Annotated in this window: 14 protein-coding genes; 7 read left to right on the top strand and 7 right to left on the bottom strand. The window is 63.8% G+C overall.

Features of this window, described 5'->3' with window-relative positions; translation table 11 throughout:
• Positions 1 to 169: 169 nt before the first annotated feature.
• From crtI to idi, 4 genes are read right to left on the bottom strand one after another with little or no spacing between them, the layout of a single operon-like run.
• Positions 170 to 1,822 carry a phytoene desaturase family protein gene (gene crtI / locus HP499_RS13425; protein WP_172324543.1) on the bottom strand — a complete coding sequence of 551 codons (1,653 nt, stop codon included), beginning with the start codon at positions 1,820 to 1,822 and terminating at the stop codon, positions 170 to 172.
• Entirely contained in the window at positions 1,819 to 2,742 is a 924-nt protein-coding gene (locus HP499_RS13420) for a squalene/phytoene synthase family protein (RefSeq protein ID WP_172324542.1), read from the bottom strand. The genes crtI and HP499_RS13420 overlap by 4 nt, the downstream gene beginning before the upstream one ends.
• Entirely contained in the window at positions 2,739 to 3,833 is a 1,095-nt protein-coding gene (locus HP499_RS13415; protein ID WP_172324541.1) for a polyprenyl synthetase family protein, read from the bottom strand. Before HP499_RS13415 ends, HP499_RS13420 begins: the two co-directional genes overlap by 4 nt.
• A complete protein-coding gene (gene idi, locus HP499_RS13410; RefSeq protein WP_253951571.1) occupies positions 3,830 to 4,420 on the bottom strand; it encodes an isopentenyl-diphosphate Delta-isomerase in 591 nt (196 codons plus the stop codon). The genes HP499_RS13415 and idi overlap by 4 nt, the downstream gene beginning before the upstream one ends.
• 104 nt (positions 4,421 to 4,524) lie before the next feature.
• Between idi and HP499_RS13405 the strand changes: the two genes are divergently transcribed.
• Complete coding sequence (locus tag HP499_RS13405) at positions 4,525 to 5,109, top strand: MarR family winged helix-turn-helix transcriptional regulator (RefSeq protein ID WP_172324540.1); 585 nt, start codon at positions 4,525 to 4,527, stop codon at positions 5,107 to 5,109.
• Positions 5,110 to 5,133: 24 nt separating this feature from the next.
• Here HP499_RS13405 and HP499_RS13400 read toward each other — a convergent pair whose 3' ends face one another.
• Positions 5,134 to 5,952, bottom strand: coding sequence for a CPBP family intramembrane glutamic endopeptidase (locus HP499_RS13400; protein WP_309138391.1), 819 nt, complete (start codon positions 5,950 to 5,952; stop codon positions 5,134 to 5,136).
• Between the two features lie 170 nt (positions 5,953 to 6,122).
• On the opposite strand from HP499_RS13400, the gene HP499_RS13395 reads away from it, so the two are divergent.
• A complete protein-coding gene (locus HP499_RS13395) occupies positions 6,123 to 7,226 on the top strand; it encodes an EAL domain-containing protein (protein WP_172324539.1) in 1,104 nt (367 codons plus the stop codon).
• A gap of 13 nt (positions 7,227 to 7,239) precedes the next feature.
• On the opposite strand, the gene HP499_RS13390 is transcribed toward HP499_RS13395, so the two are convergent.
• Positions 7,240 to 8,127 (bottom strand): SGNH/GDSL hydrolase family protein, encoded by an 888-nt coding sequence (locus tag HP499_RS13390; RefSeq protein ID WP_172324538.1) that lies wholly within the window; start codon positions 8,125 to 8,127, stop codon positions 7,240 to 7,242.
• A 169-nt stretch (positions 8,128 to 8,296) separates the two neighbouring features.
• Here HP499_RS13390 and HP499_RS13385 point away from each other — a divergent pair, with 169 nt between their 5' ends.
• From HP499_RS13385 to HP499_RS13370, 4 genes are all read left to right on the top strand, one after another.
• Positions 8,297 to 9,136, top strand: coding sequence for a DUF4397 domain-containing protein (locus HP499_RS13385; RefSeq protein ID WP_172324537.1), 840 nt, complete (start codon positions 8,297 to 8,299; stop codon positions 9,134 to 9,136).
• Between the two features lie 161 nt (positions 9,137 to 9,297).
• Positions 9,298 to 9,996 carry a class F sortase gene (locus HP499_RS13380; RefSeq protein WP_172324536.1) on the top strand — a complete coding sequence of 233 codons (699 nt, stop codon included), beginning with the start codon at positions 9,298 to 9,300 and terminating at the stop codon, positions 9,994 to 9,996.
• Between the two features lie 16 nt (positions 9,997 to 10,012).
• Positions 10,013 to 10,627 carry an RNA polymerase sigma factor gene (locus HP499_RS13375; RefSeq protein ID WP_172324544.1) on the top strand — a complete coding sequence of 205 codons (615 nt, stop codon included), beginning with the start codon at positions 10,013 to 10,015 and terminating at the stop codon, positions 10,625 to 10,627.
• Positions 10,614 to 11,384, top strand: coding sequence for an anti-sigma factor domain-containing protein (locus HP499_RS13370; protein ID WP_172324535.1), 771 nt, complete (start codon positions 10,614 to 10,616; stop codon positions 11,382 to 11,384). The genes HP499_RS13375 and HP499_RS13370 overlap by 14 nt, the downstream gene beginning before the upstream one ends.
• Here HP499_RS13370 and HP499_RS13365 read toward each other — a convergent pair.
• The gene (locus HP499_RS13365; protein WP_172324534.1) at positions 11,374 to 12,213 is read right to left on the bottom strand and encodes a helix-turn-helix domain-containing protein; all 840 of its coding nucleotides are present in this window, start codon (positions 12,211 to 12,213) and stop codon (positions 11,374 to 11,376) included. The genes HP499_RS13370 and HP499_RS13365 overlap by 11 nt on opposite strands.
• 86 nt (positions 12,214 to 12,299) lie before the next feature.
• Between HP499_RS13365 and HP499_RS13360 the strand changes: the two genes are divergently transcribed.
• Positions 12,300 to 12,589, top strand: a 290-nt coding sequence (locus tag HP499_RS13360) for a dihydroxy-acid dehydratase (RefSeq protein WP_172324533.1), incomplete at its 3' end; no start/stop codon positions are given.

Here is a 12,589-nt window from a genome sequence, read left to right as displayed (position 1 = left end):
ATCCCCAGGCCGATTCCGGCCAAGTCCCAGGCGAGAAGGAACAAGACCCCGACGACGGTAACGATCACCGCTGCTTTGGCGTCCCTCCAGAAGAACAGACGGAAGCGGTGATCGAGCAGGAGCATGCACATGATGCCTGCCAGCAGCGAGAGAAGATACAAAACACCCATCAGCCAATCCTGCTGGCTACGGGCCTCACAGTGATAGGCCCGGCACTGTGATCGCCGCGGATTCGCTTCACAACCAGCTCTGCGCTGATCAGGCACATGGGCACTCCGACGCCCGGGGCCGTGGTGGCACCGGCGTAGTAGAGCCCCTGTACGCGCTTGGAGGCATTCTGCGTCCTGAACATGGCGCTTTGTTTCAGCGTATGCGCCGGGCCCAGCATTCCGCCCCGCCAGGAATTGTACTGGTGGGCGAAATCGGCGGGACCGATGGTCTCCCGGACCACGATCCTGCTGCGGAGGTCCGGGATGTTGGCCCACTGGGCGATCTGGTCGATGGCGGCGTCGGCGGTCCGCTCAATGAGGGCGTCGCCGGTGCCGTCGGGGCCACCTGCTCCCAGCTGGGGATCGGCCGGGACCGGAACCAGGACAAACAGGTTCTCATGTCCGTGTGGCGCTACGTGAGGGTCGGTGGCACTGGGTTTGCACACGTAGATGGATGCCGGGTCCGGGATGCTGGTGTTCTCGCCAAAGATGGCGGCGAAGTTCGCCTCCCAGTCTTCGGTGAAGAACAAGGAATGGTGGGGGAGCTCCGGCAGGGGACCCTGCACGCCCAGCATTACCAGGACAGCGCCGGGACCGCTGGTGCGGCTCTGCCAGTACTTGTTGTTGTAGCTCCGGTCCCTGACCCCCAGTAACTGTGTCTCGGTGTGGTGGAGGTCTGCGCCGGAAACCACCAGGTCCGCCACGCTGTAGTGCTCAGCGCCGGCAGCGTCGCGCCACTTGACTCCCGTGACTTCCCGGCAGTCCTTTCCGGAAACGGATGGCGGGAGCTTTACGCCATCGAAACGCCCCACCTTCCTGGTCCGTGGTGCCTCCCGCGTGGTGATCTTCAAGGCTTCCGCGCTGGTGTGGATCCTGACCCCGGCGTCCACCGCCAACGCTTCGAGGCGGCCCACGAGCTCCCAAAATCCACCCATGGGATACTGCACGCCGTCGCCCAGGTCCAAGGCGCTCATCAAGTGGTACATGGCGGGGGCGTCGGAAGGATTAGTGCCCAGGAAAACGGCCGGGTATCCCAGGACCTGCCGGAGTACGGGGTGCTGGAAGCGTTGGGATACGTATTTATCAAGCGGTGTCAGGAGCAGCTTCGCCAGCTTGGGCAGGCTTCGCAGCACTTCCGGATGAAGCAGTCCTTGCAGCCTGGTGAACGGGTTGTAGAGGAAGAACCGTTCGGCCATCTCCGTGGTGTGCCGGGCGGAGGCGAGATACGAGGTGAGCTCCCCGGCGCTGCCCGGCTCCACCTGCTCGAAGGTCTTCAAAACCTGATCGCTGCCCAACGGGACTGTCAGCGGGTCCGGCCGGACGCCGTCGTGGTTTGGTTCGCTGAAGACGCGGTACGCAGGGCTGAGCGTGCGGAGATCCAACTGTTCGGCCGCGCTGGTGCCGAGGAGTTTGAAGAAGTGGTCGAAAACTCCGGGCATCAGGTACCAGGAGGGGCCGGTATCGAACCGGAACCCGTCCCGCTCAAGGCTGCCGGCGCGGCCGCCCACACGGTCCCGCTGCTCCAGGAGTTGGACCTCGTGGCCTTCATGGGCGAGGAGCGCGGCGGTGGCGAGCCCGGCGATGCCGCCGCCGATCACTACAGTCCGGGTCATCGGTGCAGCTCCATCCAGGTAGAGGCGACGGCACGGGCGGCGAGGCCGGCTTTCACGGCGTCCGGCACCCGGACCCGCGAGCGGTACAGCTCGTCCACCGTGGTCTGCTCGATCTTGTCCGTCAAGGCCTGGAACAGCGCCGACGCGCTCCGGACAGCAGCCCTGGCATCGCGGGGCAGCATTGGAATGACGGCGTTGGCGTCCGCCAGCTGTGCGCGGACGGTCCTGACCCACTCCAACCGGTCATGCTCCTCGAGGTGGTCCGAAGTGCCGAGGTAGTTGCGGCCCAGACGCGAGGTATCGTCCGCCAGATCGCGGAGGAAGTTGATGTTCTGGAAAGCAGCGCCCAGCCGGCTGGCGCCGTACTGCAAAGCCGCGGCATCGGCGTCGTCGATCTTTTCATCCCGCATGAAAACACGCAGGCACATCAGCCCCACCACCTCTGCGGAACCGTGGACGTAGCCATCGTGGGCATCGGCGTCGAAACGGAGCTGCTGTGCTTGCTCCTGAACGGAAGTGGTGGCAGGCGTGCGCTCGCCGAGATCCGTTCGCATGGAGGCAAAGAAGGGATCGATGAGGGTTTCATCGATGCCCGCGGCCCGGGCGGTCTGGGCAAAGGCGTGAATTATGAGGTCGCTGCTGTAGCCGAGCTTGACCGCGCGGTGCGTCTCATCGATGAAGTGGGCCAGGGCGTCGCACTGCTCCTGGTAGCTGAGTCCGGCTTCCGCGGTGACGCCGTCCACGAGCTCGTCCGCCACACGCACCAGTGCGTAGATATTGCGTACGTGCTGGCGGTGCCGGGGCCCCAGCAGCCTGCAGGCCAGGCCGAAGGACGTTGAATAGGCCGCGATGACCTGGTTGGCTGCCCGCTCTGCCGTCCGGGTGAAATGGGTGAACGAGGTATCGGTGGCGAGGCTCATGATTGCCGTCCTTCCAGCTGCCCCGCAAGGTCAAGCAGTACGTTGCGTGCGCCCGCCGGGATGGTGCTTGTGAGCTGATGGTTGAAGGCTGCCAGCTGTTCTTCGATAAGGCCTTGGACAAATGCTTCGGCTCCGCACTCGGTGAGGTGGCGTCGAACGTGCTCGCCGTCCTCGCCATTAAGCCCGGGCCTGCCAAACAGGGGCTCGATATGCGGCCAGGTGCTGGTGGTCCGCGCATGGGCGATGATGGCCGTTTCCTTGCCTTCCCTCAGATCGGAAAAAGGATCCTTGCCGTGGCGGCGCGGATCCCCGAAAGTGGACAAAAGGTCGTCCTGGAGTTGGAAGGCCAGGCCCAGGTGCCTGCCTGCGGTAGCCAGCGCAGTCTCGACGGCGAAGTCCGCACCAGCCAGCGCGGCAGCGGCCCGCAAGGGGAGCTCGAACGTATAGGTGGCCGTCTTGTACCCGCACATCACCAGGATGGTGTCGAGGTCCGGCGCTACGACGCCATCGCCCAGCCCCACGTCCAGTTGCTCGCCGGCAACGGTCTCATTGATGGTGTGTTCCAGGAGGTCCAGGAGGCGGAGCCGTAATTCGTGGGGAAGGTCCGCACGGGCGAAGGACTGGTGGGTTGCGGCCAGCAGCATGTCGCCCATCAGGATTCCACCGGTCTGGGCCCAATGGAGGGCGCCGTCCGGGCGGGGGAGTTCGCCGGCCTCGGCCAGGAGGGAGCCGATGAGGTTGGGATGCCCGCGGCGGACGAGGTCGCCGTCGATCACGTCATCATGCAGGAGGAACGCGTAATGGAGGAGCTCGATCGCTGCGGCAATGCTGATGGCAGTTTCGCGGTGGCCGGGTTCGCTGTTCCCGGTGGAGCTGCGCTGCTGGAGGGCGTCGAAGGTTTCCATAAGCAGCAAGGGCCGGACGAACTTGCCGCCCAGCACGTTCCGGCCCGCCAGCGCCCAGAGCCGGGCGAAACTTGGTCCGTACGCTGTGGCGGCGCTTGCCCTTTTACCGATCAGTCCGGTCAGCTCGTTTTCGATGGCACCGCAGAGGTCGGTGCGGCTGCGAACGGCTCCGGAGGTGACGGTCATGCTTTGGCTCCGTCATGGGAGTGGGAGTGGGCGTGGGAGTGGGCGCCGTCGTGGAGCGGCAAGGCCCGGGCGTCAAGCAGTTGGGGGAACTGCAGTCCGAGCCATGGGCTGAAAGCGGACGGGGTGTGGGCCAAGGCATCCTCCAGCAGTGCCGGAGAGATCCAGGCCCAGTCAGCAACCTCGGCTGGATTCGGCTGCAGGGGGCCGCTGATCCGGGCGATGAATACCGGGCAGACCTCATTTTCCACGATGCCCGTGGGGTCCACTGCCCTGTAGCGGAAGTCGGGGAGCGCCAGTTCGATCCTTTTGGCGTCCACCCCGAGTTCGAACTGTGCGCGGCGCATTACAGCGTCCTCGAACTCCTCGCCTGGCGCAGGGTGGCCGCAGAAACTGTTGGTCCACACTCCGGGCCAGGTCTTCTTTTCCGGTGAGCGGCGGGTCAGGAGGACCTCGCCGGCGTCGTTGAGCAGGTAGCAGGAGAAAGCCAGGTGAAGGGGCGTATCCAGCGTGTGCACTCCCGCTTTTGCTGCCTCCCCAATGGGTGTTCCGGCGTCGTCCAGGAGGACCACCATCTCTGTCGCGTTCATCCTGCGCCTACCTCCTACACCCAGTGCCTTAGAGAAACTTGAATATTGCTAGACAAGCTAGAAGAAAGGCTACCATGTAGGAAGTTGGGTGTAACATACTCAACATGTCCAGACCTGATGAGATTCCTGAAGAAGCCGGGACCCCGGTTTCCTCCGGCATCTATCACCTGGACGCCAACGATCCCCATGGCGAACTCATGGACCGCTCCGGTCTTTCAGATGAGGATGTCCAGCAGATCAGCGACCTCATGGCTGCCCTTGGACGGTTGCGCGAGGCGGAACAGCGGCTGACCGACGCCTCCCTGCGGTATATGAAACTCAACCAATCAGACATGCGCGCACTGCACTATTTGATTGTCTGCGCCAACCATGACGTAATTGCCACACCAGGCGCAATAGCGTCCCGCCTCAACATCTCGACGGCGTCAACCACCAAGCTGCTCGATCGGCTGGAACGCGCGGGGCACGTCACCCGTCGTGCCCACCCCTCGGACCGCAGGGCGCTCGCGATCGCCATCACCCCCGAAACGCACGAGGCCGCCATGCGGACAGTCGGCCGGCAGCAGGCCAAACGGTTCCTGGCCGCAGCAAAGCTCACTCCCGAAGAACGCGGGACCGTCATGCGATTCCTTGATGACATGGCGCAGGAAATCGAAGTCTCCGAAGAGGCGTGGGCAGGTTCGGAGTAGGCCACTATCCGGTGGTCACCAGCCTCAGTACAGGAAGATCGGCAGCCAATCGCGGTTGTGGGCGTGGACCAACGCCAGGAACAAGACGAAGTCGAAGAGCAGGTGCACCGACACCACGTAGGTGAACGACTTGGTCAGCTTGAAGGTGTATCCCTGCAGCAAGGCGAACGGGAACGTCAGCAGGGGACCCCAGGACTGATAGCCGATTTCCCACAGGAATGAGGAGAAGACCACGGCCTGCAGGAGGTTGGCCAGCCAGTCCGGAAAGTGCTGGCGCAACAACGTGAACGTGGTGCAGATGAAGAACAGTTCGTCCCAGATTCCTACGGCATTGACGCCCAGGAAGAGCCTCCAGAAGATGTCGGGATCGGAGGCATCCGGCCAATTTTGGTAGACGCCGGTGCTGATCAGGTAGACAGGCAGGATGAAGTAGCCCAACGCCACAACGCCCATCAGGTACAGCTTCGCTGCCAAAGGCCATTTTCGGCCGGTGTTGACGGGGAACTTGATGATGTCTTCCCGGTACACAAAACGGGACACCAGCCACGGCATCAACACGGCCAACGCGAGCGCCCCGCCCATGATGGCCATGTGCTCTGTGCTGAGGTCGGCATTGAGCGGAACCAGGCTGAAGATGGTCATGCCTGCCGCGATCAGCGCAAGGTGCCGCATCAGCCGGCGGTCAATGAATGCGGCGGTAACAACGCTTGCCAGGAGCAAACCGTAGCCCAGCAGCCCATTCCCTAAGGCAAAGAGGGGAATGCCGGACAGGGAAAGAAGCGCTGCCGGTAACAGTTTCCAGCTCAGCGCGGTACGGGGTGCTTCCGTTGAAAGGGACGTCACCCCCTAAGCATCTCAGGGCCGGTGGCCCAACAACACGGTTTCCGCGCCGGGAAAGCGCAGGCAACAAAGGCGGAGTGTTCTTCTGTATTATTCGTCACAGGGCCCACAGATGGGTCGGTCGGGTAGTTGTCTGGCTTAGCCAGCGGGGGATACACATAAAGGAATAGCTGATGGCTCAAGAAGAGGGCTCTCTTTCACCGGACGGCGGTGCGGACTCCGCACGCCCGGAGGACGCCGCCGCGTCGCCGCTTGCCGAAACCACTATGCGTGCGCAGGTCAAGGACATCATCGAGTCCATCCTTGCCGATACCGATTCCCGCAGCGAAGCCGCCCGGAACAGGCTCCGCGCGTTGATGGAGACGTATCCGGAAAACCCGCAGCGAGCCCTGTTGGAACACCTGCTGGAAACCCGCAAAGAAACCTCGCCGGCCTCCAATGTGCCGGTTCACCTCGAATCCGCCAGTGTGCATCTCGAGTCCGTCGACGCAGCGCGCACTGTTTCGGTCCCCGTCAGTCTTGAAGTCCGGGAAGGCATCCAGGCGGTCCTGGCGGACAAGCTCCTGTTGACAGCCTTTCAGCCTGTCCACGCACTGCCCACCGGTGAAGTGGTGGGCGTTGAAGCGCTCACCCGGTTCGTTGGGGAAGATGGCGCCGGAGCCGATGTCTGGTTCAGCGAGGCTGCTGCTGCGGGACTGGGAACCGAGTTGGAGATTGCTGCCCTTCATTGCGCACTTACCGCGGCGCACGATGTTCCCGAGACCATGTCCGTTGCCCTCAACCTCACACCTGCAACCTCCGGGGATACCAGGGTCCGGAACCTGCTGGCTGCCGCGGCCCTGGCCCCGGACCGGATCATCGTTGAGCTCACAGGCAGCCTGGCCGATGTGGGCGGCCAAACCGGCCGTGACGGACTTGGGCCCCTGCGCGCCTTGGGCCTGCGCCTGGCCATCAGCGCCTCCGGAGCGGCATTGGTTTCCCTGGAGCGGGTGGAACAACTGCGCCCGGACATCATCAAGCTGGACCGCCACCTGATTGAAGGCATCGAGAGCAGCGAGGGCCAAAGGATCCGGGCCAGGGCCATCGTTGAGCTCGCCAGGGAGATCGGCGCGGAAGTCATTGCCGTGGGCATTGAAACGGACGCGGAACTCCAGGAAGTCACGGCGCTCAAGATCACCGCAGCGCAGGGTTACCTCCTGGGGCGCCCCTCGGTTCACCCGCTGGACTGGTCGGCATGGAGCATCCGGGCACAAACGGAAGCCCAGCCTGCAAGCTGAGGGTCGCTCCACCCTAGGAAGGCCGCACGATGTTCTGCGGATCGCTGCCAAGGAAGGTTCCAGGCAGCATCCCGGCGCCGAAGACGGGGCCAGGTTCCGGCCGCTTAGGCTGCCTGCCGTCGTCGGCGTTGCGTTGCGTCAGGCGGCGCACCACCCACGGAAAGAGGTGTTCGCGCGCCCAGACGATGTCGCCCGCCCGGGCCTGGCGCCAACTGCGCTCCGGCAAGGGTTTAGGCGCCAACGGTTCCAGTGAGTGCGGAACGTTGAGTGTTCCGAGCACCATGATGGCGATGGTGTGCTGTCCCAGCGGGGAGAAATGGAGCCGGTCCGGATCCCACATCCGCGGATCGGTGAGTTCCCGCAATGCCCAGAGGTCTGCGATCAGTGCATCGTGGCGGGCCGCGATGACGCGCAGATTCTCGTTGAAGATGGCCACCTTGCCCCGCGTGAACCCCAACACCGGGGTGGCGCCCCAGTCCGGCCCGGTGAACAGCAGGATGGTGGCGCCTGTGGAGGCCAGTGATTCCACACCGGCGTCCAGCTCCAGTGCGAGCTTGTCAGGATCGCTCCTGTGGAAAAGGAGGTCGTTGCCGCCGGCGTTGAGGCTGATCAGGTCCGGTCTAAGGTCCAGCGCCGGGCCCACCTGCTCCTCCAGGATCTGGTGGAGCAACCGCCCGCTGATCGCCAGGTTTGCATAGGCGAAATCCTCATGGTCGATGCTCAGTTCTTCGGCAACCCGGTCCGCCCAGCCGCGGAGGCCGCCCGGACTCCGTGGCTCCGGATCGCCCAAACCTTCGGTGAAGGAGTCGCCCAATGCCACATAACGGCTCCAGGGGTGCGGGCCAGCCCGGAAGCCGCCGGAACCACCCTGCTCCCATCCGTTGGCGCCCTGGGCGTTCATCTCCCCATAGTGCGCTGGATCATCGGATTTTTGTACAGCTGCTGGCGGATTTTCGCGCGGCAGGCGGATTTCAAGAAAAAACTGTGGATGCGCATCCAGAACAGGCCTCCGGACGGTAGTAGGGGTGTCAGCAAAATTCCCGCAGGTCGGGCCGATTGAGGAGAAGGACATGCGCAGCAGAATATTCACGGCAGGAGCAGGAGCCAGCGTTGCGGCACTGGCAGCAGCTATCGTCTTGGCTGTCCCCGCACAGGCGGCGGAGGGTGACGCCCACCTTTCTGTCCTGCACGGTGTACCCGGATTGACCGTTGATGTTTGGGTCAACGGAGCACGTACCCTGGACGATTTCACACCCGGCACCCTGGCCGGGCCGTTGGCGCTTCCTCCCGGAGCCTACGATCTGGCGATCACCGCCTCCGACGCTGCGGACGCCTCGGCCCCGGTGATCGGCCCGGTGACGGTGACGTTGGCAGCGAACGGCAACTACACCGCCGTCGCGAATCTCGATGCGGCCGGGAAGCCGACAGCTAACTTCTTCACCAACGACGTCTCACGCATCGACGCCGGGAAGGGCAAGTTGACCGTCCGGCACACGGCAGCGGCACCAGCAGTGGACGTGCTTGCCGGTGGCACGGCAGTGGTGACCAATCTGGCCAACCCCAACGAACAAACATTGACCCTTGACCCCGGTACGGTTTCGGCCGCCGTGGCCGCAGCCGGCACGACGGCACCGGTGATCGGCCCGGCCGACGTAACGGTCGCCGAGGGCACGCACACCATTGTCTACGCCTGGGGAAGCCTCGCAGACAAGAACCTCCAACTGGCGGTGCAGAACATTGAAGGCCTGCATTCGGCTCCCGGATCCGTACCCGGCGCCATGGACGGCTCCTCCGGCGGCGCCTCCACCGAACAGTTGGTGCTCGGTAGCGGCCTTGCTGCCGCAGCGTTGCTGCTGATCATCATCGGTGTTGGCAAGGCCCGCACGCCCGCCTCCGCGCGGAAGCCCTGAAGCGTCGGCAACTGCCTGAGATAGGTAGCGGAACAGATCCTGGCCGTCAGTGCCGATGAACCTTTGGGCATTCACTGAACCTTTGGGCATTGACGGCCAGGACCCCCATCCACCACGGCAACCCCAGGGTGTTGCCCGTAGACCCGCCAGGACACCGTCACATGACATCCACGCAAAGCATTAAACCCCGACGGCGGACCCCCCACCGGGGGTCGGTCGCCCTCGCTGCCGTGGCAGTGCTGCTGATGACAGCGTGTGGGACAACGGCACCATCGATGCCCGGGACTGCTTCCAATGAGGCGACCAGCCAAAGCCCGGGTGTGAAGCAGGCGGCACCTTCCCCGTCTCCACCGGACCAGTCGGCACCACTTGCCGGCATCGCCTTGCAGGGCACTGCTCCCACGCAGGCCGCGGCGGCTCCAGTTCCCGTATCCCTCCAGGTAGCGGGAACATCCATCGACATGCCCGTTATCCCCGTGGGGGTCTCGGACGGCGGAGCCATGGAAATACCGGAGACCTTATACGAGGCCGGGTGGTACCGCTTCGGGCCCGCGCCGGGAGCAGCCCAAGGCACAGCGGTCCTGGCCGGACACATTGACACCACCTCGGACCAGGCGCCGTTCTCGGAATTGAAATCCCTGCCGGCCGGAACCCTGGTGACTGTAGGGAGGGACGGAGCCCCTTCACTTAACTACCGGGTTGTTTCGGTCACGCTCATGGCCAAGGACGCTTTTGATGGCGACTCGCTCTTCCGCCGGACCGGCCCGCACGAACTCAAGGTGGTGACCTGCGGCGGACGATGGCTGGACGAACGAATGGACTACAGCGACAATGTGATTGTCACCGCGGTCCTTGAATAAGTACCCCAACCCGGCCGTGGTCATCGTCGCTGACGCCGGGAAGGAGTCTCCTTTGGTATCCCCAAACGAGGTTTCCTCAACCTGGGATGACACGTTGACTGATTCCTTCATGGCAGGGGATGAACGGGCGCTTGTGGCTGCTTACAAGGAGTTCGCCCCATTGGTGCATACGCTCGCGTTGCGATCACTGCGGGAACGCGCGGCGGCTGACGATGCCACCCAAGAGGTGTTCATCCGGGTATGGCGCTCCCGCAGCACCTTCAATCCGGCGGTGGCGCGGCTGCCGGCCTGGATCGTGGGTATTACACGCCATGTCATTGCGGACGCGCAGTCCGCTTCAACCAGGGAAACCCGCAGGGTCCTTGCCGTTGCCCGGACCCGGGAAGCGGCGGGGGAAGTTCCTCCGGAACAAGCCGTCGAGGTCCTGGCCGACCGGCTGCTCCTGGACGGAGAACTGGACCGGCTCGGCGAACCGCAGGGTGCCATCATGAAGTTGGCGTTTTACGAGGACCTGACGCATGAGCAGATCTCCCGCAAACTTGAACTTCCGCTTGGTACCGTCAAGAGCCACATTCGGCGCAGCTTGATCCATCTAAGAAGCAGACTGGAGGTCGACCATGCCGCACCTTGATCCGGAAGAGTTGAGCCTCCACGCGATGTACGGCGACTGGCTTGATGAGGAGGGCCGGAAGCACCTCGCAAGCTGCGATACCTGCACGGCTGAATACACCACGCTGCGCCGTACCGTGGATGCCATGAAAACCACGCCGGACTCCAGCAGCCTGGTAGTGCCAGGACCACATGTGTGGGGTGCAATCCACCAGGAATTGGGGCTTTCCGAAGCAGCCCGAAAAGACCCTTTGGACTCTGCACAGGGAACCGAAGAGGGTTTCACCGGTCCGTCCGAACCCGTGCAGCCGCAGGAACCACCCGCGGATTTCGAGTCCATTAAGAAGCGTCCCCGGGGCTGGCAGCGCCCCGGTATCTGGTTGGCCGTTGCCGCAGCCGGTGCACTGGCAATCGCCGGTGCGACCCTCTGGAACATCAATCAGGCAGCAACTCCCTTGGCGCGGGCAGAGTTGTCACCGCTGGCTCAGCACTCTGCCACGGGTTCAGCCACGGTCCTTGAATCAAGGGACGGAGCCCGCACCTTGGAAGTGAAGCTCAGTAAGGACGAAGCACAGGGCTACCAGGAAGTCTGGCTCATCGGCCCGGACCTTACCCGGCTGATCAGTTTGGGAATCATGGACTCGGACTCCGGTACCTTCCCCCTGCCGGCGGACCTCAACCTGGCCGATTTCCCTATTGTGGACGTGTCGGATGAGCCATTGGACGGTAACCCGGGCCACTCCAGCGTAAGCATTGTCAGGGGCTCGCTCAGTTCCTGAGGGGTGTGCCCATCAGGCGCTGCATCTGTTCCCCGGCGTCGCTTCCTGGCGCCGGGGTGTAGACCACGATATGCAGGTCCGGGCGGTCCGAGGGCGAGACCTGATGGTGTTCCACATGCAGCACGCCCACGGCAGGGTGGTGGAACTGGCGCTCGCGGGATTGGAAGCCAAGAATGTCATAGCGGTCCCAGCTTTCCTGGAATTCGGGGCTGGCCTCCTTGAGGCGTTCAACTTGGTACTCCACATCGGGGTCGCCCAGGCGCTGCCCGGTCTCAGCCCTGAACTCAGCCAGGAAGCGCTTGCTGGTGACGTCCCAGTCGGGCAGAAGGTCACGAATGTAGGGGTCGGTGAAGACCAGCCACAAAAGGTTCCTGTCGGCGGCGTCGAACGTTCCGATGTTGGGATACAGCGCCTCGTAGGCGCGGTTCCACCCGGCGATGCCCCAATCCGGCGAAAGCGCGTAGGAAGGATTGGGATCCAGGGCGTCCAAGAGCCGCTGCACATGGGCAGGCGCATCGGCGGCCACGGGACCTTTGGGCGGTGCAGATGAATAGCCGCCCAGGGAAAGCACGTAGCTCAGGCCGGTGTCCGAAAGGTGCAACGTGCGGGCAACGGCCTCCAGGACTTGCCGCGACGGGCTGATGTCCCGGCCCTGCTCCAGCCAGGTGTACCAAGTGACGCTGACTCCGGACAGGAACGCGATCTCCTCCCGGCGCAGGCCGCGCTCGCGGGAACGTCCCACCGGCGGCAGTCCGTAGTCCGAACGCAGGGCTTGGTTGCGGCGGGTCCTGAGGAAGAGTCCCAGTTCCTTGCGCCTCTCATCTTTCACGGGATCAACACTATTACTCTGGTACTTTCACTACTAGTAGCAGGACCGTCTTCCGCCGGGTGTAGAACAACAGCAGGATGGTACTTATGCCTGCACTTCGCTCCAGAACAGTTACCCACGGCCGCAACATGGCCGGAGCCCGCGCACTGTTGCGCGCTTCCGGCGTCGCCAACACCGACATCGGCAAGCCGATCATTGCCGTTGCCAACTCCTTCACCGAATTCGTCCCCGGCCACACCCACCTGGCCCCCGTGGGCAGGATCGTCTCCGATGCGATCCTCGCCGCCGGAGCGGTTCCGCGCGAATTCAACACCATCGCCGTGGACGACGGCATCGCCATGGGCCACTCCGGCATGCTCTACTCCCTGCCGTCCCG

This window comes from Paenarthrobacter sp. CM16, from assembly GCF_013179505.1.
Taxonomy (GTDB): domain Bacteria; phylum Actinomycetota; class Actinomycetes; order Actinomycetales; family Micrococcaceae; genus Arthrobacter.
The sequence above is the reverse complement of the archived record's forward strand: the minus strand, read 5'-3'. Positions and strand labels throughout refer to the sequence as shown.